Consider the following 22051-nt stretch of genomic DNA (forward strand, 5'->3'; position numbering starts at 1 on the left):
TCCATCTTTCCGGTACACCATGACCGCTATGGCATGCCGGACGCCCCCCGCTGGCCTTACCGCCTGAAGACCGATAACGGTCATGAACTGGCGGAATTTCCCCTGAGCACCCTGAAACTTCCCGGCTATACCCTGCCGATCGCCGGTGGCGGGTATTTCCGGCTGTTTCCCTACTGGTTCAGCCAATGGGGGCTCGGCTCGATCAATCGCCAGGGGCGGCCATTTGTGTTTTACCTGCACCCCTGGGAGGTGGACCCGGAGCAACCGCGGCTCGAGGTCAAATGGCTGTCCAGGTTCCGGCACTACAACAACCTGGATGTCTGCGAGGCACGCCTGAACAGGCTGTTGCAGCGGTTCGATTTTGCGCCCATGGGCGAAGTATTGCGGGAAGCAGGAGTGCTTGAGCCAGCCAGTCTGAACCCCGCAATGCCAATAAACGCTGACGGCCAGGAACAGGCTCTCAGCGCTCAGAAATTCGTAAGGACGTTATAGAACGTCAGGGAAGATTAATCATGCTCTACTTGCTGTTCTGGTTGTCGTTGCTGTTACTCGGATATATCTATCTCGGGTATCCGATGGTGGCAAAACTGATGGCGAACACGGTTGCAGCACCGGTTCGCAAAGACGTCCGTGAAAGGCCGACCGTGTCTGTACTGATTGCCGCCTACAACGAGGCGGCGGATATCGAGGCGACCCTGCGAAACAAGCTTGCCCTCGATTACCCCGCAGACCGGCTGGAAATCCTCGTCATCTCGGATGAATCCGACGATGGCACAGACGATATCGTCCGCCGCGTGGCCGCGGAGGCGAACGTGCCTGTCCGCCTGTTCCGTCAGACTCCCCGCCAGGGCAAAACCGCCGGTCTCAATACGCTGGTCGCCCACGCCACCGGCGAAATCCTCCTGTTCTCCGATGCCAACTCCCAATGGGAGCCGGGTGCGCTTCGGCACCTCGTCAGCAACTTTCACGATCCCGATGTCGGTTACGTCACCGGCAAGATGGTGTACGTGAATGACGACGGTTCCATGGTGGGTGACGGTTGCAGCGTTTACATGAAATACGAGAACTGGCTGCGGGAGCAGGAGACCCTCACCGGATCCATCGTGGGTGTGGACGGCGGAATCGATGCCATGCGCAAGGCGCTCTACCAACCCCTGCGCCCCGACCAGCTGCCGGACTTCGTGCAGCCACTGAAAGTCGTGAAGCAGGGCTACCGCGTGGTGTTCGAACCCCGGGCACTGTTGAAAGAGCCGGTACTCAACGACAGCAGCAGCGAGTTCAGCATGCGGGTGCGGGTCAGCCTGAGGGCTTTATGGGCGCTCAAAGACATGGCGACCCTGATGAATCCGCTGCGTTATGGCTTCTTCGCCATTCAGCTGATCTCCCACAAGCTGCTGCGTTACCTGGCTTTCCTGCCACTTGCAATCTTTACATTGGCAACACTGCTCCTGATGCCAAAGGGCGGAATCTACCCGCTGGCATTTCTGGGACTGGTGGCGCTTTACGGGCTGGCCTGGATCGGCCGGAAGAATGAGAGCGAGGGCCGCAATTTTGGGCCGCTTTACTCTGTGCCTTACTACTTCCTGCTGCTGAATGTGGCATCGCTCAAGGCGGTGATGGCGTTTTTGCGGGGGGAGAAGCGGGTGGTCTGGAAGCCGAGGAAGGGGTAGTTGATGGGAGTGATCAGGGAACAAGCAAAGCGTCTGCCCAAGGGGATAGTACGCCTTTTAAAGATCAACTATTACCGCAGACAGATCCGAAAGGGGGAATTTCGTTCGGAAGAGCGGGAGTACGACGTCCTGAAAAACATAATCCCGGCAGGGGCTAAAGTGGTCGATATCGGTGCCAACGTCGGTTATTACACGCTTCTCTTTTCCAGCTTGGTTGGCTCAAAGGGGCGCGTAATTGCGTTTGAACCAATACCGGAAACATTTGATCTGCTGTCGAACAATGTGACGGCCAGTGCCGCTCAGAACGTCACGTTGATTAACGGCGCCGTATCAACTGATACACAAGAAGTGGACTTCACAATACCGGAAGAGAATCTCTTCCAATCTCATATGGTTCCGGAAGGTGAAATTCATGTGATGTCGTTTCCCTTAAGCAGTTTTCTGCCGAAAAGCTGGAGCCTCGACTTTCTGAAGATTGATGCTGAAGGTTGTGATGAAGAAATAATCAAGAGTTCGATTGGGGTCATTAACTCCCATCGCCCCTTTGTGATGGCTGAGCTGGCACAAGAGAAAGCCAAGGGTCTGGTTGGAGTGCTAGAGAATTACAGCCTCAGGTTTATCGAGGGGTCTCACAACAAGTTCTTTGTTCCCAATGAAAAGCTGGACTTGTTTCCTCTGTAGGACCGTAAAGTTGGAACTCAAAGTGTTGCACCTTATCGACAGTGGCGGGCTCTACGGGGCAGAGAAGATGCTGCTCACCTTGGCCGAGGAACAATTGAACCGTGGCATGTCCCCGCTGATTCTGAGTGCTGGGGAGAAAGGCCAGTCTGAAAAGCCACTTGAAAGCGAAGCACGGGCGCGAGGTATTCCAATTGTCAGCTGGCGCATGAAATCGGGTTTTAACCTGACAGGCGCCAGACAGATCTGGCGTTGGGCGCAGGATGAGGGCTTTGACCTGATGCACTCCCACGGATACAAGTTCAACGTGCTGATGGGGCTTTGGCCCGAATCGATCCGGAAGATTCCTCTGATTACTACCCTACACGGGTATGTCCGGGCACCACGCTTTACCAAATCCTGGCTTTATGAGGGGGTGGACCGACTGGCACTTGGGCGGATGCGGCAGGTTGTGCTTGTATCTGAATCCATGAAAACCCAGGTTCCCGGAGCGATAGGGCGCTCTCTCAAGGCTGCCGTAATCCCGAATGGTCTGGACGCAAGGCGCATCCTGGCGGATGCAGAGGCGGCAGTCCCCGAAAATATTCAGGACTTCGCCAAGACTCACAGCCCTTTGCTGCTGGGGGTCGGCCGGCTGGCAAGAGAGAAAGGGTTTGACTGCCTGATCAAAGCATTCTCAGAGGTGAAACGTTTTTTTCCCTCTGCTGGATTACTGCTGATCGGTGAGGGTTCGCAACGGGCTTTACTGGAACGGCAGACCCATGAGCTTGGCCTGGACGACGCGGTAATGATGCCGGGATATCTAGGTAATGTTCCCGGCATCATGAAGCGTTCAGATGTGCTTTGCATGCCCTCACTCACCGAGGGCTTGCCAATTACATTGCTGGAAGCAATGACCGTGGGCTTGCCAATCGTCGCCTCCAATGTAGGGGAGATCAGTGAAGTCCTTGGTGCCGGCAAAGGTGGCAGAGTTATCCGTGCGGAAACTCCGGGTTCGTTGGCGAATGAGGTGATTTCCGTATTAAAGGAGCCGGAGCAGAGCGCAGACAGGGCGCAATGGTCCAGGCAACGGATTGAAAAGGACTACTCCAGTCATGCCATGGCAGAAAAGTATCTGCAGGTCTATCAGAGGGCTGTGGCATGAAGCTCTGCATTGTGATGGATCGATATGAAAACCCTTACGCGGGTACTGAAAGTCAGGTATTCAAGCTCGTTGAAGGTCTCACCCAACGGGGATGGACCATACGGTTCGCGGTCTTCAGAGCGAGTAAATACAGCGGAAGTGATGCATTTCCCGTTGCGATTGAGGAGCTTGATATTGGACGCATTTCAGATCCCCGCAGCTGGTGGGCGGTTTATCGTTATGGACGCACGCTGGCCAATGACGGATTCGGGGTTGTCCATGTCTTCTTTAACGATGCCTCGGTTGTTTGCCCTCCAATGATGCGACTGGCTGGACTGAAGACCCTGATCTCGCGCCGGGACATGGGGTTTTGGTACTCCGGTGTTTACCTGCGGGCCCTGCGCCTGACCGACCGGTTTGCCCAGGGAGTAGTCTGCAACAGCAAGGCGGTGGCTCACATTACCGCAAAGGTTGAAGGGGTTCCCGAATCCAAGCTTCATGTCATCTACAACGGATACCCCGAGGGAACCGAAGAATGTAGTGCGAGTGGAGACGAGCCCAATACTCAGCACAACCGGAAACAACCGCTCATCATTGGCATAGTTGCCAACCTGCGGCCAATCAAACGGATTGAAGACCTGATTGAAGCGGTTTCGCGAATTCACCATTCCGGCAGAAATGTTGAGCTTCGCATCGTCGGAGGCGGCGATCAAGCTGCCTATCGTCAAAGAGTCGAGAAGCTGGGTATTGCTGAACGAGTCAAATTTCTTGGTAGTCAGCCTGATTCTGAGCGCCATATCCAGGACTTTGATATCGCCGTTTTATGCTCCGAAACCGAAGGTTTCTCCAATTCCATCATCGAGTACATGCGTTGCGGAAAGCCCGTGGTATGCACCGATACGGGCGGCAACCCGGAAATCATTGAGGATGGAGTTAATGGCTATCTGGTTGGCGTCGGGGATGTAGCTTTATTGGCTGACCGGCTCGAAGCCCTGATCGATGATCCGGACAGGCGATTGGCGATGGGACGATCAAACAAAGAGCAAATGGCCAGGCGCTATTCACTGGAAAGCATGCTTAACCAACACATTCGTTTGTACCACCAGATTGAACCAGGGATGGCGGAAGCATGATGGAGTCACTTTCCCGGCACGTTTTTTATCCCCTGTGGGACTTGAAAGACCGAAGCCAGCGGTTGAAGGAATGGCAAGCACTCGAGGAGCAGCAATGGTGGCCAACCGATCGACTAAGAATGCTGCAATGGGAACGATTACAAAAGCTACTGGCACACGCGGCCGAACACAGTCCTTTTTACAGGGATGTATTCAGTAAATACGAAATAGCACCAGCCAGTATTCAGAGTGAAAACGACCTGCTCAGGATTCCGGTAACGACCAAATCGGACATTCGCAACAACCTGGAGCGTTTCATCAGTGACCAGATTGATCGAAACGAACTGGTGAGCGCAAAAACCGGTGGATCAACCGGCGTCTCCCTCCAGCTATATTTCGATGAAGCCTGCCAGGAGCGACGAAACGCAGCCCAGTTAATGGCAGACCGTTGGTCCGGATGGGATCTGGGAATGAAGAAAGCCGCAATTTGGGGTAACCCTCCGGTGCCGTCAACGATGAAACAGAAAATACGCCATCATCTTCTGGACCGAACAATCTACCTGGACACCATGAACCTGAACGAAACTTCCATGGGCGATTTCGTTGAGCGGTGGCGTGCGGAACAGCCCGGTGCAATCTTCGGGCATGCCCATTCGATTTTTATTTTTGCCTGCTACCTGCGCGATCAGGGCATAACCGACCTTGGACCCAAGGGAATTGTGGCCACCTCAATGATGTTGCTGGACCATGAGCGCAAGGTGATTGAACAGGTGTTCGACTGCGCGGTTACCAATCGTTATGGCTGTGAAGAGGTGGGGCTTATCGCGTGTGAATGTGAGCGACATGAAGGAATGCACCTCAATATTCCTCATGTGTACGTGGAGTTTTTGGACGGAGAGAACAAACCCGTCAAACCGGGCGAGCCAGGGAAAATCGTGGTGACGGATCTTAATAACTTTGCGATGCCCCTGATTCGGTACCGAGTGGAGGATGTTGGGGTATACCGCGAGAGGCCTTGTAGTTGTGGACGTGGGCTTCCGATCCTGGAGCGCCTTGAGGGAAGGGTGGCAGATTTTCTTAAGCTTCCTGATGGGGGGCAGGTTGCCGGCATATCATTGGTGGAACGAACTCTTACGAAGGTCCCCGGCATTGAGCAGATGCAGCTAATCCAGGAAGCCGAAGATCAAATCATTATTAATCGAGTTAAGGGTGTCGATTTTACACAGGAAACTGATCGACAGCTGATCAATTCAATGAGGGAAGTATTTGATGAGCGGGTGACGCTAAAGGTGAATGACATCCTGTATATCCCGCAAGAGCCGTCGGGCAAGTATCGATTTTCTATTTGCAGGGTTCAATCATGAACCACGGCGACAAGGTTTGTGCTGACAACAATGGAAGTTCCGAACCGGTGTCTTTAATTGAAAAAGTCGCAAGGCGGTATCGGAGTGATGGACTTTCCGGCGTGAGCTGGATTGCAGTCAAGCGCCTAACTTGCCGGTGGCCAGTACTGTTCTTCTACACCTTTACGGCACCAAATGCCACGCTGACGAATATCAGAGCCAACAACAGATTTGAGTTTGAGGTTTCTTCCGAGGTTCCTTGCGAGAAACACCTCAACCAGTTGGGGCGGACAAGAGTCTTGTTCGATCGGCGTCTCGGTCAGGGGCATAGGTACGTAATCGCTTTCGATGGCGATAACGCCGTAGGCTTGTTGTGGGCGCATGATGGCGATGTTCATTTTGAACAGCAGTACGGATTTAATGTCCCGTTTGGCCGGGACCAGCTGTTTTATTACGACAGCCTGACTCTCCCGGAATGGCGCTGCCAGGGCGTACTTCAAGGAATGCTGGGGGCTCTCGCCAAACATACAATTCAACAGGATGGCAAAGCAGAACTAGCCGCCATCATTGAAACTTCAAACCTTGGTTCTCGGCGCGCCCATGAAAAGCTAGGTTTCAGCAAGCGGCAATTGAACATGTATTGCGGGGCACTCAGTAGGTATCGACCTTTTGTCCTTTGGAGGCGCAAATGAGCAGATGTTTTCCCTGGTGGAACTTCGCGCAATGGGCCGAAGGAGTCAACTAACATCATGAACATCAACACGTTGATCTACCGTATGATAAAGCCGCTTGGAGGCCTGCAGGTGGCTAAGCTGCTAACAGCGAACCACCCGAGAATATTTATGTATCACCGAGTCAACCCGGATGGGTGGGGTGGCGCTATTACCTGCGAAACATTCCGTGAACAGGTAAAGACCATCAAGCGTGATTTCAACCCACTGCCTCTTTCTGAGTTGTTAACCCCCATGATTCAGGGCCGCAGTAGGCGAAACGCAGTTGTCATTACCTTCGATGATGGCTACTACGACTTTTACGATTACGCCTTTCCGATCCTTGCAGAAGAGCAGGTCCCAGTAACGATCTTTGTGGCAACAGGCTTCATTGACGGCGAGGTATGGTTATGGCCTGACCAGATTGCCTTTCTATTGGAGCGTGCGGAGTTGGACACAATCCCGATTGAGGGCCTGGGCGAGGTGTCCATCAAGCCGCAGTGGCAAAGCGCCTGGCATCAGATCGCAGACCATTGTTTAAAGTTGCCGAATCGCGAAAGGTTACGATTGATTGATGAATTGCCTGGGAAATTGAATGTGGATTTACCTAAATCACCTCCACCCTCTTGCAGGCCTCTGACCTGGCAACAATTACGACAAATGCAGGAAACTGGCATTTTAGAAGTTGGGAGCCACTCTCATACGCACCCCGTAATGTCCCGGCTCAATGGCGACGAGCTGGCACGCGAGATAACCCTACCTAAATGTCGGTTAGCAACTGAACTTGGGCAAACCAAGCCACTTTTCTGCTATCCAAATGGCCAAGCATCAGATTACACCCCAGAAGTAAAAGAGGCGCTCAAGCTAGGAGGTTATCAATTCGGAGTAGTAGCGCACCCCGGAAAGAAGGCTATTCAGGATGCTTTTGAGATCAAGCGGTATCCGGCAAGCAGGTCTACGATGACCTTTGAAAAAGCACTTTATGGCCTAACCTGGTTGGCCATGCGTTAGGGTCAGTTATGAACGAGTTTATTCTGAAAGGAGCCAAAGAGATTGCGTGTGGAAAGTGAACCTCTGGTTAGCGTAGTTATTGCAACCTATAACATGGGGCAGTATTTGCCTTTGGCAGTGGAATCAGTGCTGAATCAGGATTGGTCGAACCTCGAGCTAATTGTGGTTGATGACGGATCGACGGATGACACTCCGGTTTTTATGCGTAAATTCGCAATAGATTCCCGTGTCAATTACATCAGAACCGAAAACCAAGGTCAGCCGAAGGCCAAGAACAGGGGAATCTCTGAAGCCAAAGGAGAGTTTATAGGGTTCTGTGATGCCGATGATATTTGGCAACCTCAGAAGCTGAGCATGCAGGTGCCGCATTTTATCGATCCGACTGTAGGAGTTGTGTACAGCGAAGTTTCCTACATTGACCAGTTTGGCGAACCAATTTCTCAATCAACTCATGAACACCGTCATGAAGGAAAAATAACTGATAGTTTATTGATAAAAAATTTCATACCTTTCGGAACGGCTGTAATTAGGAAAGAATGTATCGAAAAGAATGGGACTTTTGACGAAGAGCTACCAATGGGAATCGACTGGGATCTTTGGCTGCGGTATTCCGTAAACTGGGATTTCAAGTATGAGCCTGCTAAAACTTATGTATACCGAGTCTGGCCAGGGCAGATGTCCAAAAATTATCGTGGTCGTTATGACAATGCATTCAAAATCCTACGGAATTTTTTAGAAAAGTTCCCCAATAATACTCCGGACTACGTAGTCTCTCGGGCGTGGGCCGACATGTATGTGAGTAGAGGATTGGCAATCGCCAGAGCCGAAAGAACCTTCGTTGAGCCCTTGCGGGATATTGTAACTGGTTTAGGGCAGGATGTCGGTTACGGACGGGCGTGGCGATCCCTTATTAAATTACTCTTGCGGAGGTTCTAACTGACTCCTTACAAGGGACGAAGGTCAAAGCACGTTAGGTTAAATGCGTTAAATATTTAGGGCTATTAAAATTATTCTCAAATCAACGGTCAGAAGCAGCGCGTATGTGATGATGCCTACTATCTTGGCATTCAAAAAAGGGAAGAATATAAAAACCGCAGAAACGTTTCTTGGTTTATCGTTCAGATCCCTTGCTCGCGGAGTAAGCTGTGGAGGCCGCCAACCTGAAAGCTGACCAAATCAACACCGGTGTTCTTGAAAAAATTGAACATTCATTCGGCCCATAGAACGGGTCTTCGGTCATGGCAAGGTCCGCTATCGTGGCCTTGAAAAGTACACCAAACGCTTGAACTTGCAGGCTAAATTCAGCAATCTGTTGATCGGTGAAAAACTTGTTGGCATAGGTCCAGTGCGTCTCTTTTCAGCAGAGACGACGGGAAACGCACAAAAAAACAAAACAAACCAAACAAGAGTGACTATCATGCCAATATTTCGTTTTAATTATTGTTTTTTTGACCTTAATGATAGTTCAGGTGGAAATCAGTCGTTAAACAGATCGTCCTTAAAGTTGCATTCAGTTTATATGTGAATCAAAAGATAATTGGTATCAAGGGTTGGTTTGTGGGAAAGTTACTTCGAAATTTAAGATACTATCTTGCAAGAATTACGTATAAGGTCATGGGGCTGAATATTAAATATTATCTTAAGATTGTCGATCAATATTGGAGCATGAATGAAGAAGCCAGACACGAAATCCTTAACCAAGAGCTGATCTCGAAGGCAAACCAAGAAAATTTAACTAATAATATTTTAAGACTGGAAGATATAAGATCTTTTCCTGTAATGGGCAAGGAAGCATTTTCGAAACGGGACCTATCTTCAAGGAGGTTTTTAAGAATGGGGTTTTCACGACATACGTCAGGAACTACAGGAAAACCTACTTTCATTACACTTTCTAATGATGAACTTGAGAGAATGTTGGCCGTCAGGGAATATTGCTTCAATCATCATGGAATAAGCTTGGGTCTCAGAGAAGCACGAATATGGGGTCGAGGAAACTCCGATATTAAAGGAAAACTAAAGAATTTTTTATTGAATCGTAAATTATTCACGCCTGAGGGGGAATGCTCACATCAGGTTGTGAAAAGATTGATAGCATCGTGTCCAGACTATGTTTATGGGTACTCCTCATTAGTTATAGAGGCGTCCAAGGCGTTATCTGAATTGAGGTTGATTCCAAAGGGAATAAAATGTGTTATTTGCACGGCCGAAAATATAACTCCGTTTCAAAAAGCTATGGTTTCAGAAGCGTTTAATTGTCCTGTACTTGAGGAATATGGGTCTACAGAATTCGACGTCATGGCATTTGAATGTAGAATGGGACACCGGCATCTCGTGAATCCATGGCTTGTGATAGAAGAATCTGATGATGGATGCCTAGTTACAGACATATCCAGGTCATCACAAAGACTTGTTAGATACAAATTGGGCGACATAATAAAATTACAGTCTGCAAACTGTGGAATTTTTGGAAGTAAAACAGTGATTACTGAAATTGAGGGTCGTTCAGTCAATCAATTTGTGTTTTCTAAAAACGGAGGGCGATTTCATAGTGTTGAGTTCGCGTATATTTTAGATAGTTATCTCAGAGAGAGAAATGAAAATTTTTGTTTCCAGATCATTCAGGAAAAAGCCGGAAAAGTATTAATAACTACGGATCCTTCGCCGAAGCTTGGTACTGAGGACCTTTGTATTTATCTGAAAAAAGCTCTCTATGACAAGGTCAACTTAGAGATTGACGCAGAGTATATATTTGATCTTGACGAAAATATCGTTGCTAATAAAAAGAGCTATTTTATTCAGCGTCTGGCGCAAAAAAATGACTGACAAAGCCATATCTGAAAGCACCTTGAAAATTTCTGCGGTAGGCGATATTTCTTTAGGTGATCACCCCGTTTGTGTTGGGCACGGAATGCGAAGTATTTTTTCTCGACATTTAGACGACGTGCTTTCAGAGGTGTCCCGTCACTTGAGGAAATCCGAGATAACTATTGGTAATCTAGAAACTGTTACTTCAGACAAAGGACTAAAAAAATATTGGCTTCCATCTTACGAGATGCGTGGAAATCCCGCGCATCTTAGTTTGTTAAAAAAAGCTGGTATTAATCTACTGGGTTTAGCAAATAATCATTCCATGCAGCATGGAGTTGACGCATTTAATGATATGTTGATTGAGCTTGAGGATTCTGGAATTCCCTCAATTGGTGTTGATGATAGCAACGGTATAACTAAACCTTATAAACATAAACATATCGATGGAAATGAAAGCTTCATTTTTGCAGTATCTACACGACCGGAAGAGTGGGCAGACGGGCCTGTTCCCTATAGTTTGCGCTCGGATCCGAAGTTACTATTAGAGGAAGTTAAAAAATTACGAGCGAGCTGTTCCGGATTTTTGATATGCTCAATTCACTGGGGATTGGAGTTCCTCGACTATCCGAGTTTAGACCAAGTTCAGTTAGCGCACAGCCTTGTTGATAATGGTGTAGACGTGGTCTTTGGTCATCATTCGCATGTTTTACAGCCAGTGGAACGTTATAAAAATGGTTTAATTTTTTACTCGTTGGGGAATTTTATCTTTGATCTCTGGTCTAGAAAGACCAAGTACTCGATTATAGCGAATGTTGAACTTACCAAAAACGATGAGCCCAGATTTGATTATGTTCCGGTAATTGTAAATGAAAGTGGTTGTGTCCGGCCTGCATCACGGAATGAATCAAAAACTATCGATGGGCTTTTATCATGGCAACGTTATCTGGATAACGATTATATGCATTTATCTAAAGAAGAGTATACGCAACAATACCGTAATGAAGAAAATAAATTCAGATATTCAAGCTACCGTTATTTCATTAGGAACTCTTATAGATATCCATTAATATTCCTATTTCAGTCAGTGTTTAGAACATTGATTAGGAGGTTGTCCGGAAATTAACGGCTTACTGAACTGCTCTGATTAGGCGTTCCATATCATTTTGCCAATTATACTTTTCTAAGATCGCCTGATAGCCTTTCTGTCCTAAGTCGTCTCTTACCTTAAAATCTCTAAGTTGAGCTAATTTCAAAGCAATATCGACAGGATCCTGATCTTTACAGACGATTCCACAACCGGTTTCGTTTATTATACGTTCGATGGGAATTACCGGCGTCGCTAAGACTGGTATACCGGCAAGCATATAATCAAATATTTTATTTGGTATAGTGTTATTCCAGTGGCCACAAACTCTGTAAGTTAGCGCACCAACATTTGATTCTTGCATTAACTTATCGACGTGGCTTTGGTCCAGCCATCCATGAATTTTTACGGATGATGTTACGTTTAATTGCTCGCATAGTTCTATTAGGTTGTTCTTCTCGCTACCCGTACCGACAATATCTACTTGAATATCATCGGAGGAATGTCCATTTTTTATAAATTCTGATACTGCTCGAATAAGAATGTCCAGGCCACGAAGCTTTGTTAGAAAGCCAACGTAAACGATCTTCAGGCTTGTTCCTGAGTGTTGGTGTAAAATTCCTTGGAATTTATTTAAAGATGGGGTGTTACTAACAATTGTGACCCTATCTACGGGCGCTCCAATTTTGGCTGCTCTAGTCTTGGACTCTTCAATCATGACTAGTGTTTGATCAACGTTTTTCAGTGACGATTTTTCATACCTAGCTGCGAGCTTAGGATTCTTGAGTAGTCTTTCCAAAAAAGAGGACTTAGAAAATTGCTGAGATGATGCATACATCTCAGGATAGCATTCAGCCATATCAAAAATTAACTTTGCCTTTACTAATTTGGCTACAATGATTCCCGAATATACTAAAGGAAGATCCCTAACAACGATAATCCCTCCTTCTAGATTTCGGCTATTTTTATATATTGAGTATATCCAAACCGGGTTAAACCATACTGGAAAGTTAACCAGTTTTTGCATGAAGAGTGGCAACAAATGTGTTCTTGGTAGGCGAGAAACAATTATATTATCTATAACTTCATGCTCTTCGTTCTGATTTTTATTCTGACACGTAATCGTAACGCCGTACCCATTTTCAGATAAGGCTTTCGCCAATTTTTCGACTCTTACGTCCCATGGGTAATCCTCCTTGTAAACGATATTGCATCTCATCTTTCCGCGTCTTTCCCTTTATATCTAGCTGAAGAAATAGGTGTGATTCGCCTAGGTAAGTTAACCAAGAAGCTATTGAATTGTAGCCAAAAAATCTGATAATCGCCAAAATTATGATTCGTGTAAAGATCTTGGCGCACTATTCTATAGTGATGGATTGAACTTGGCTTGGGCATTTTTCGCAAAGCTGGTATCCATTAGCATTCACGCTTCCATTATTATCAATTACGTAGAGATATAGGGAAGAGCTGGCCTTATGAGCGTATAGATTAAAGGTTACATCAATTGACTGATCAGACCACGAATTTACATTCAGAACCTCACGATGGCTAGTTGGGTCCCAAGTAGGCGAGTCCGATATTTCAACCCTGGCTTGGGTTTCTGAAACGTAAATGTCAGTCATTCGAAACGAATAGTTTGGATAATTATCCTTTATACTGGGGTCAAATCCAACGAGAGCAACAGTTAAACCGCGGTATGTTGGTGATTTTTTGAAATCGTTGAGCTTATGCTTCACATCACCGTTAAGGCTCGCTGTTATCGCGCCTGCGTCAGCATCCGCGTAGATTTCAAGGCGGTTCCAGGTTCCTGGATCTGGCTGGGTAGTAGCCCAACTTGTAGGAGGAATATATCCCAAGTCAAGAGCATCGTAGATCATATGCATTTGGGTCCACGAAATACGCGTATTGTTCCCGCTGGAGTCATCCCAGATTCGCAAGAACTTGTTTGAACCCCCTTGGTCAACGGTTTGTGAAGGTTTATACCACCATGACACATAAAGAGTTTTGGTTTCAGTATCTTGCATGGATCGTGGCCACCCGAGGTAGGACTTTACTCTTCCCTCATATACCGCTTTACTATCCGGTGTGCGAAGATCACCGTTACGGGCAATAGTTATTGGGTTACCATAAATACTGGTGTTATGAGTCCACGGACCTCTATCTTCTGGGATAACTGAGCCATCTGATAATGTGCTAAACTCTGATTGGTTGTCGACATGATCGTAAAGGGCAGGAATAGCATTGGCCGACGAGAAATTATTACCGGAAATTGAGAGCTTAGCACCGTTTAGGAGTTGCCCTTTTACGGATTGTATCTGAGGCTCCGCCAAACATATAGAACTTGCTCCAGCACAAATAACAGAGAGCAACAATTGTCGTGTGAAATTACGTTTAAGGGTCATAGACCACCTCAGTATATCGCGTAAATGTGGAAAAGGGTATTGATCTAAACTCCTAACGGTCTCTGATCAAGTTTACACGAAAGGGATGAGTATTTTTTGATTCTTTAGGCATAAGAAGGACCAGTTATAGTATTATCCGGATAATAGAGACGCTGAATAAGGCTAAAATATCAGTGATAACAGGCTTAACGTCAACTAACAAAGAATTCATGTCAACCGAGTATCAGGAGCCTTTGCCGAAGCCGATAAGCACAACGCGAAGCTGAAAATTCGACTCGGGCTTTTCTTGGTGCTGTTGGGCCGGCAGGGTCCCTGGCGGTGGTTGGAAGAAAAGGTCGCGGATCTTGGTCTCTCTTGTACGTTGAGGTTTCTTGGTGTGACTCCATAAGAGATAAAACCCGTGCAGTGTTTATGAGGAAGGGGTGAGAGGCCACCTCAGCTTGCCGCATGGGACCGTGACACCCAACTTTGGTCTCTTTTTTTATGTTGTATTGGTCAGGGTCCGCCCTACTGTTTTGCTGGGTGCATGGAAGATTACGCCCTGATTACTTAAGAAGGTAGTAGTGGTGATCTGATGACCGTTTTCGCACTGAGTTCCTCCACAGCCAAAATCGTTCAGGGTCATCAGGAAATTCATCAAGCGGAGATGTTCAATCACTGGCACTCCGGTATGAAGCCGAGCATTGGTCGAAGGCCCGCTAAGGTGGATTTATGGAATCTTCACATAGGCTGCCGAGGTTCGTTTTATCGAATCCTAAGGAAATCAATGCACTACGAAGCTCAGTGTGTCATCGATGATGCAGGCTATCTGGCTTAGGGGTATTGAGTGTGTTTTCATCAAAAATAGCAGAGAATGATCAAAGATCACAGTAATCAAGGGTGATGCCGTTCGGGTTTTCATGTTTTGCGGCTTAGACTGTATCGGAGGCAAGTGGGGCCATTCCGTTTTATAATTGGAAAGGTTTAAATCGGGTTAGGATATACAGGGATGGGTATTTAATGGGTAAGCATAGGATCGCGGAAAGACAAACTGAACAGCGCCACATACTCTTGGTGGTACGCTGGCCCGTTGGTGGTATAAGAACCTTTTTAAAGTATGTTATTTCTGGTTTCCCGTCTGACGCCTATCATTTTTCTGTGTTAGGAATATCAAACGAGGGTATGAGTGTTCTCAGGTCCGAGCTTGGTGATCGAGTGGATAGTTGGACCTTGGTCCCGTCCGGCGGAAATGAAGCTCTTAACATTGCGAAGGCCGTTCTGAGGCTTAATCGGAAACAACATTTCGATGCGATTCATGCGCACGGATATACATCTGCCGTTGCCTGCATCCCAACTGGCTTGAGCTCTCGAACCGCCATAATTTGTACCTCACATGACATACTTAATGAGGGCCAATTCAAGGGTCCTGGAGGCTTGATTCGGCGAATCGGGCTTGCGGTAGCGCTCGGAAGATGTAGGTTAGTCCATTCGGTGTCGAAAGATGCCGAATCGAATCTTTTGTCCTATTTTCCGTTCCTTAGGAAAAAAAGCCTTACCATCAGAAATGGTATCGATATTTTTCCCTTCCGGAGTTCAAAGCCAACTGACCTTCACCGGCAATTTCGATTGGATTCATCGGCTAAGCTCATCGGTTTTTTTGGTAGATTCATGAGCCAGAAGGGGTTCAAATATCTGGTTTCCGCAATTGATTACCTCAGAAGTGATAAGGATTCGCCGGATATCCATGTCGTGTGCTACGGGTCCGGCGCGTTCATTAGAGAAGAGCAATGCGAGATAAATCGTGCTGGGCTGGAATCATACTTTACATTTGTTCCTTTCGCCCCGGATGTCTCTGGAGCAATAAAAGGCTGTGACGTGGTGGTTATGCCATCATTATGGGAAGCGTGTCCGCTTCAACCAATGGAAGCTCTCTGCTCAGGAGTGCCGTTTGTAGGCAGCAACTGTATCGGACTTCGAGAGGTTTTGGAGAAAACTCCTGCAATACAGGTCACGACGGGTGATGCGATTAGCTTGGCTCAGGGAATTCTCCGGGGTCTCGAAATGGGGAGGGAACCTTTTGAGAAGTTTGCCCCAGCGGCTGCAGAGAGGTTCGATGTTAGAAAAACGGCGGCGGAAGTCTACGAACTTTATGAAAAGGTGATTGGATGAGCTCTTTCGGTTTGGTCTCCGCAGTTTCCTCTAATGCTAAGGTGAATGAGAAGGACACTCAGGTTGCGTTTGTTTTATTTTCACTCTACCTAGTTAGCTTCTTTCTACGGTTGCCAGCGCGAATGCCGGTTCTAGGTGAAATTCGGTTTGATCTTATACTGGTGGCAGCAATTTCATATTTCATTTTGACTGCTAAATCAACAAAAACTACAAGGCTGGATTCTGCTTCGCAATACCTTCTTGCGATCTTTGTGTACTCTATTGTCACGTTACCATTGGTTGAGTGGCCTGGGTCGGTAATAAACAATGGTATGGTTGCGTTTATCAAGGGGGCTATATTTTATTTCTTTACCATTAATTTGGTTGTTAATAGTGCTAGATTGAAAATAATTCTGTCAATTTTTGTCGGATGTAATCTTCTAAGAATAATAGAACCGCTGCTCCTAAATATAACAACGGGCTACTTGGGATCTACTACACACTTGGGAGGCGGAGATTTTGCGGGCCGACTGGCGGGAGCCCCAGCGGACGTAATCAACCCAAATGGGCTAGCTTTTGTGATTGCTACTGTAATCCCGTTTCTTCACTACGTTTTTGCGCCGACCAATAAGAAAGCATTTTTCATTTATCTTCTTTTAGTTCCCTTATTGCTTTACACGATGGGCTTGACACTGTCCAGATCGGGAATATTGGCTTTGGCGATAATTGCGTTTGGTATTTGGTGGAAGAGCACTCATAAATTTTTGTTGTTGTTGCTGGGAACTATTGGTCTGACAGTTATTTTTCTGAACCTTACTGATGTCCAGAAAGATCGGTATCTGTCTATAGTCAGTGACGATACACGCCAATCTTATTCAGCGCAGGGCCGGATTGAGGGCTGGGCGGAAGATTTCAAGGTCGCATTGAATCGCCCGATCATTGGACATGGACTAGGTACGTCGCGGGAAGCTAACTGGAACGTGGCCGGAAAAGATCAGATTTCACATATCTTGTGGATGGAGATATGGCAGGAGATTGGCCTTATAGGGTTGGTATTATTCATTCTCTACCTTTCGGCAATGATCAGAAATTTTCGTGAAGCGTCAAAACTCATAAAGGGCAGACTTTCCAGCGATGATTTTCTATATCGAAGTTGCCAAGCAATGCAGGTGTGGTTGCTCATGAATCTCTTGTTTAGCTTGGCTAGTTATGGTCTTAAAAGCTACGAATGGTATCTGTTTGGTGGGTTGTCAGTTGTTCTGTTGAAAGCGGTTCAGTCGCGGGTCTCTGAAAGTAATATTGGGGAGGACCACAAGAAAATTTCAGCCGAGTCTTCCCGGCGCTTCGGTTTGGCCCGTGGAATAAACCGGTTTTAATAAAGGGGCTGTTACTGCCTTGCCGGCTTAAGGAATTTAATCGAAGGATCGTGATTGGATGAGAGCAAGCATAATTATTCCCACTTACAATTCTGGAGAATTGCTCGCCGGAACTTTGCAATCTGTCGCATCAGAGATTTCTGCAGATGACGAAGTCATTATTGTCGATGACGGTTCGTCTGATAACACAGCGGAACTGGTGGCTGAGTTTCTCGATGATCCTAGGTTCCGGTATTTTTACCAGCCTGCTAGTGGTGGGCCGTCCGCTCCAAGAAATAGAGGTGTTTCATTCGCACGCTCAGAAGTTCTTTGTTTCTTTGACTCAGATGACATCATGTTACCGGGAAAGCTTTCAGAAACTATCAAGGCTTTCGAGTCATTTCCAGAAGCCGGACTTGTTTTTACTAACTTCGGTACGATTGGTGAAAGTGGGCAAATACTGAAACATCGCTTTCTGGATAATTACGAATTGATCCAAAAAATTCGTACGGTAAATAAAGGTCATTTTTTTCTCATCGATGGACTTGATGCCTGTTTGCATCTCGCTCGGGAAAACTTTATTGGAACCTCCGGAGTTGCGATTAGATCGAGTGTATTTTCAGAAATTGGAGGCTTCGATGAGTCACTAAAAAACGGTGACGACAAAGATATGTGGTTCCGAATCACCAGGAAGTATCCGATCGTTTTTCTGGACATGGAATACCACCTCTATAGGATCCGGGAAAATAGCATTTCGCGGGGAGGGGCGCTGAAGCGTGCTGATGCAAGGATCAGGGTGCTCGAAAAACAGCTCCGAGATCCTGTAAGTGAAGCTTTTGCGAAGGATATTCGTCATCAGATAGCACTGAACTATTCCTCGATGGCGTATGAATTGTTTTCGAGGGGTGATATGCGGGCGTCACGGGGAGCCTTGGTACGAGGTCTCAACCATAGTCTGCAGCTCCGTTTTCTTTCGCTCTATCTCAAATCGTTGCTGGGTCGGCGTGGTGTGGCTGTAATCAGATCGCTGAAACACCGTCTAGGGATGTGACAAGCAGTCTCCGAGACAACTACGAAAGGACGCAAAATGGAACTCTCAGTTGTTGTTCCTGCATATAACGCCTCCGAGTCCATTGGCTCAACTCTCAACGCGGTCCTTGATGTTGAGGGAGTAGAGCTGGAGGTCATCGTAGTCGACGATGGCTCCACCGATGAGTTGTCGATTGTGATCGAACACTTTGTCAAGGATAGCAGGGTGTCTCTAATTCGACAGAAAAACTCCGGTGGGCCTGCATCGCCACGAAACAAAGGCGTTGCGGCCTCCTCTGGCGAATACATACTGTTTCTTGATGCCGATGACATAGTCATTTCGGAAGAAATAGAGGCAGTGCTTCATGCCTTATCGCGCAACCCTGAATCGGTAATGATCTGCAGCAATTTCCACGTTGCCGACGAGAATCTCGATATTCGCATCGAAAGGAATATAGACCGGTATGAGACGCTCCAAGTTTTAATAACAAAGCCCGTTGCCCCAAATACCTGGCAACTGTCCAGCGAAGATGCCCTCGCTACACTCCTCCAAACCAACTTCGTTGGTACATCAAGCGTGATTGCACGCCGCTCCGCGCTAGAGGCAGCCGGCCCGTTTGATGAGTCTCTGAGGAACCTGGATGATCGGGATATGTGGATTCGACTCGCCCAGTTGGGACCCATTCTTTACCGCGATAAACCATTCTATTTATACCGCGATACCCCGGGTAGTGTTTCCAAGCAACGGGAATTGCAGCAATTCCGGGAGAGGGTTGTTGTTGCGGAGAAGGTTTTGCGCAGCTCGGAATCTCCGCGAATAAGGTCTTTAGCGAAAGCGTGGCGGGCACGGAGCCTTCTGAAGATTGGCTATATTCTATTTCATAATGAAGCCAGGCCGAATGCGGCCTTGGGCGCGTTTGCCTGGTCGTTTGTTTCCGAACCGAGTGGCGCTGCTTTGCGTGGCGTATTGAAATCCTTGCTTCCGCCACGGGTCTACCGAATGGTCAAGCTGCGGGCCGGTCAGCGCGGAAGATAGGACCTGGGTACTCGTATTAACGGATATTCGACAATCGGGGCATGTTTAGTGGACATTTCCGTGGTGTTGGCCACTTACAATCGGGATGAGATTCTTGCCAAGACCTTATTGAACTTTCAGAGTCTTAAAACTGATGGCTTGGCTTGGCAGGTTTTTGTGGTGGACAACGCTTGCCGGCCTGAGACGTTGAAACTGGTGTCCGGATTTTCTGAATCCCTTCCTGTCCGATACCTGGAAGAGGTCACTGCTGGCAAGAACAATGCGCTACTTCGGGCGATGCCGGAAGTTGAAGGGCAATTGGTTGTATTCACGGACGATGACGTTATAGCCGATCCCGACTGGTTGTTAAATCTCTGGTCCGGGGCGAAGAGGCTTCCGCAGTTCGATCTGTTTGGAGGGCGCATTCTGCCTTTGTTTCCGGAAGGCATGGAGCCGGAGGAGGGGATCGATCTGGAGAATGGTTTTACGCGTTCAGCGTATGTGATTGCGGACTGGGATTTGCCCGAGGGAGAAATTCGGCCGGGAAGAATCTGGGGCCCCAACATGGCTGTCAGGAAAAGGGTGTTTGATGCCGGGTATTCGTTCGATCCGTCGATCGGACCGTCCCAGAGTGCAAGCTACACAATGGGTAGTGAAACCGAATTTCTGCTCCGTGTTTCGGAAGCTGGCTTCCGAGGTGCGTACATACCCACCGCGTTGGTTCATCATCAGATCAGACCAAACCAGCTTTCCATCGATTGGCTCAGGGGGCGTGCCTATCGCCAGGGGAAAGGGAAGGCCGCCCTATATGGGGAGTTCGACGGTTACAAACACTGGTTCGGTGTGCCCAGGTTTCTTTTTCGGAAGCTTGTAACCCTGTTTACGAAAACACAGCTTTGTAAACTTTTGGGTGATAGCAGCCGCTATTACCGAAATGCGATCGAGTTGGGCATGTTTCAGGGGATTTTCGCGTACTACCGGGAGAAGAATCGCCCGAAGGATCTCCGGTAATCAGGGCTGGGTCTGTTTTCTCAAGCCGATACCGGACAAGAGTAGATTACGTTCCTCGTGATCCAGCAGGAGCAGGTAGGCAAAGATCGCATAACTGCAGCCAAAGGTTCCGGTGAACAGAAGGAATTCCATCAAGCCCGGGTCTCCGGCAGCAAAGCTGATGCCGAGATACCACAACAGTCCGAATACAGTGATTTTTGCGACTAAAGGTAGAACAGTTTGGTACAGCAACGTGACGGGCACGTTGCTGTGACGCGAGACAAGGAGGGGAATGATGAACGGTCGAGTCACCAGGAAGGGTAAGCCGATGGCTATGGAAGCCGCAAGAAGAGGCTTCTCCATCAGATGGATCAGTATTGGAATCAGAATCAGGGAAGCCGCCGTTTCAGTAGCAGAAACATAGGCCTGATACCGGTGTTTGGCGATGGCAAACAACACATTACTGTATGGGGCGGTAATAAATACAAGCAGTTTGGCTGAGAGCAGTACAACCAGAACAAGATACGCTTCGGCGCTTTGGAAGTCGCTCCCCATCCACAGGCGAATAAGGTGGTTTCCAAACAGGTAGGCTCCGATAAGTAAGCCGCCAGCAACCATCGTGTTGAGGCGCAAAAACATTCGCACCTTGCGAGCCAGTTCAGTGTCGTCCTCGCGCGCAACCGCTTCGGCATACAGTGGTAATGTAAATCCGAATGCTTTGTACAGTAGCTGGTTGGAATATTCCACCAGCCGGACTCCCACGTAATAGACAGTCAGCAAGGCAGGTGTGGTAAACGCCGCGACCATCCAGACATCCCCTCGTTCCTTTAAAAGCCGTGACAGGTCCACAATAAAAGCCCAGGCACTGAAACTGAAGATTTCTTTAACGGTAGCCTTATCAATGAGCCGGGGCTGGAGACGTACGTCGGGTTCCAGGTAATGTGCGATGAAGCGAAATACCAGGTTGGAGAAGAATGACGAGGACAGCTGTACCAGCGCAATGGCAATCAGCTGATATCCCTCAAACAGCAACCAGACAATGAACAGGGTGCTGACTACCTTGAACGCAATTCGGGAGTAGGAGAGAAGATCCTGCCTGAGATGATAACCAGCAATGCCCGCGTAGCTCTTGAACGGAAATTCGACGGCGACATTGAGCCCGACAATCAGGATCAGAATCTGCACCAGCCGTGTGTTTTCAGGAGACTCGACGAAAAACGTTGCACTAAGTGCGATGACGACGGCGGTAAGAATAATAATTAAAGACAGGGCAGAATAGATGGCGAAAGCGGTGGACATCACCTGGCTTGCGCGCCGCCGGTCTTTTCGTGACAGCGCAAAGGCAATGTAACGGGTAACACTTGAAGACATCCCGATATCGAAAAGATAGAGGGATCCGACTATGCTCCCGATTACAATCCAGATGCCGTAGAGGTTTTCGCCCAGAATACGGATCATCAGCGGCATCATGATCAGGCCGGTGATGATGGCAACAACCGTTTCCAGTGTCCGGGCGAGGGAACTGGCGACGAACCGCTTGGCGCGCATCAGATACTATCCATGTGAAGGTGTCCTGGCGGTGAGTATAGCTCAC

General features: G+C 47.9%; 19 protein-coding genes. 16 read left to right on the forward strand and 3 right to left on the reverse strand.

What is annotated here, in order from left to right; all coding sequences use genetic code 11:
• The 11 genes from R6W86_RS08135 to R6W86_RS08185 all read left to right on the forward strand — a co-directional run.
• Window positions 1–492: DUF3473 domain-containing protein (locus tag R6W86_RS08135; protein WP_410328862.1), on the forward strand; the 492-nt coding region annotated here is incomplete at its 5' end.
• Between the two features lie 20 nt (window positions 493–512).
• Complete coding sequence (locus R6W86_RS08140; RefSeq protein WP_410328863.1) at window positions 513–1670, forward strand: glycosyltransferase family 2 protein; 1158 nt, start codon at window positions 513–515, stop codon at window positions 1668–1670.
• Between the two features lie 3 nt (window positions 1671–1673).
• Window positions 1674–2351, forward strand: coding sequence for an FkbM family methyltransferase (locus R6W86_RS08145; RefSeq protein ID WP_410328976.1), 678 nt, complete (start codon window positions 1674–1676; stop codon window positions 2349–2351).
• A gap of 10 nt (window positions 2352–2361) precedes the next feature.
• Complete coding sequence (locus R6W86_RS08150) at window positions 2362–3492, forward strand: glycosyltransferase (RefSeq protein ID WP_410328864.1); 1131 nt, start codon at window positions 2362–2364, stop codon at window positions 3490–3492.
• Window positions 3489–4604, forward strand: coding sequence for a glycosyltransferase family 4 protein (locus tag R6W86_RS08155; RefSeq protein WP_410328865.1), 1116 nt, complete (start codon window positions 3489–3491; stop codon window positions 4602–4604). The genes R6W86_RS08150 and R6W86_RS08155 overlap by 4 nt, the downstream gene beginning before the upstream one ends.
• On the forward strand, window positions 4601–5947 hold the full coding sequence (locus tag R6W86_RS08160) for a phenylacetate--CoA ligase family protein (protein ID WP_410328866.1): 1347 nt from the start codon (window positions 4601–4603) through the stop codon (window positions 5945–5947). Before R6W86_RS08155 ends, R6W86_RS08160 begins: the two co-directional genes overlap by 4 nt.
• On the forward strand, window positions 5944–6618 hold the full coding sequence (locus R6W86_RS08165) for an N-acetyltransferase family protein (protein WP_410328867.1): 675 nt from the start codon (window positions 5944–5946) through the stop codon (window positions 6616–6618). Before R6W86_RS08160 ends, R6W86_RS08165 begins: the two co-directional genes overlap by 4 nt.
• A gap of 57 nt (window positions 6619–6675) precedes the next feature.
• Window positions 6676–7647 carry a polysaccharide deacetylase family protein gene (locus R6W86_RS08170; protein WP_410328868.1) on the forward strand — a complete coding sequence of 324 codons (972 nt, stop codon included), beginning with the start codon at window positions 6676–6678 and terminating at the stop codon, window positions 7645–7647.
• Between the two features lie 48 nt (window positions 7648–7695).
• Complete coding sequence (locus tag R6W86_RS08175; protein ID WP_410328869.1) at window positions 7696–8583, forward strand: glycosyltransferase family 2 protein; 888 nt, start codon at window positions 7696–7698, stop codon at window positions 8581–8583.
• 621 nt (window positions 8584–9204) lie between these two features.
• Window positions 9205–10470 (forward strand): CoF synthetase, encoded by a 1266-nt coding sequence (locus R6W86_RS08180; RefSeq protein WP_410328870.1) that lies wholly within the window; start codon window positions 9205–9207, stop codon window positions 10468–10470.
• Window positions 10463–11578 carry a CapA family protein gene (locus R6W86_RS08185; protein ID WP_410328871.1) on the forward strand — a complete coding sequence of 372 codons (1116 nt, stop codon included), beginning with the start codon at window positions 10463–10465 and terminating at the stop codon, window positions 11576–11578. The genes R6W86_RS08180 and R6W86_RS08185 overlap by 8 nt, the downstream gene beginning before the upstream one ends.
• A gap of 4 nt (window positions 11579–11582) precedes the next feature.
• On the opposite strand, the gene R6W86_RS08190 is transcribed toward R6W86_RS08185, so the two are convergent.
• Together R6W86_RS08190 and R6W86_RS08195 are read right to left on the reverse strand one after the other, a co-directional pair.
• Window positions 11583–12701 carry a glycosyltransferase family 4 protein gene (locus R6W86_RS08190; RefSeq protein ID WP_410328872.1) on the reverse strand — a complete coding sequence of 373 codons (1119 nt, stop codon included), beginning with the start codon at window positions 12699–12701 and terminating at the stop codon, window positions 11583–11585.
• 196 nt (window positions 12702–12897) lie between these two features.
• Complete coding sequence (locus tag R6W86_RS08195; RefSeq protein WP_410328873.1) at window positions 12898–13941, reverse strand: hypothetical protein; 1044 nt, start codon at window positions 13939–13941, stop codon at window positions 12898–12900.
• A 999-nt stretch (window positions 13942–14940) separates the two neighbouring features.
• On the opposite strand from R6W86_RS08195, the gene R6W86_RS08200 reads away from it, so the two are divergent.
• From R6W86_RS08200 to R6W86_RS08220, 5 genes are read left to right on the forward strand one after another with little or no spacing between them, the layout of a single operon-like run.
• The gene (locus R6W86_RS08200; protein WP_410328874.1) at window positions 14941–16089 is read left to right on the forward strand and encodes a glycosyltransferase family 4 protein; all 1149 of its coding nucleotides are present in this window, start codon (window positions 14941–14943) and stop codon (window positions 16087–16089) included.
• Window positions 16086–17444, forward strand: a complete 1359-nt coding sequence (locus tag R6W86_RS08205) for an O-antigen ligase family protein (protein WP_410328875.1) — start codon at window positions 16086–16088, stop codon at window positions 17442–17444. The genes R6W86_RS08200 and R6W86_RS08205 overlap by 4 nt, the downstream gene beginning before the upstream one ends.
• A 58-nt stretch (window positions 17445–17502) precedes the next feature.
• Entirely contained in the window at window positions 17503–18474 is a 972-nt protein-coding gene (locus R6W86_RS08210; protein WP_410328876.1) for a glycosyltransferase family 2 protein, read from the forward strand.
• A gap of 36 nt (window positions 18475–18510) precedes the next feature.
• The gene (locus R6W86_RS08215; RefSeq protein WP_410328877.1) at window positions 18511–19488 is read left to right on the forward strand and encodes a glycosyltransferase family 2 protein; all 978 of its coding nucleotides are present in this window, start codon (window positions 18511–18513) and stop codon (window positions 19486–19488) included.
• A 48-nt stretch (window positions 19489–19536) separates the two neighbouring features.
• Entirely contained in the window at window positions 19537–20478 is a 942-nt protein-coding gene (locus R6W86_RS08220; RefSeq protein ID WP_410328878.1) for a glycosyltransferase, read from the forward strand.
• On the opposite strand, the gene R6W86_RS08225 is transcribed toward R6W86_RS08220, so the two are convergent.
• Window positions 20479–22005: a lipopolysaccharide biosynthesis protein gene (locus tag R6W86_RS08225; protein WP_410328879.1), complete on the reverse strand. Its 1527-nt coding sequence runs from the start codon at window positions 22003–22005 to the stop codon at window positions 20479–20481. It lies immediately after the preceding gene.
• Between the last annotated feature and the right edge of the window lie 46 nt (window positions 22006–22051).

The sequence above is a fragment of the Marinobacter sp. genome, from assembly GCF_046484525.1.
Classification (GTDB): Bacteria; Pseudomonadota; Gammaproteobacteria; order Pseudomonadales; family Oleiphilaceae; genus Marinobacter.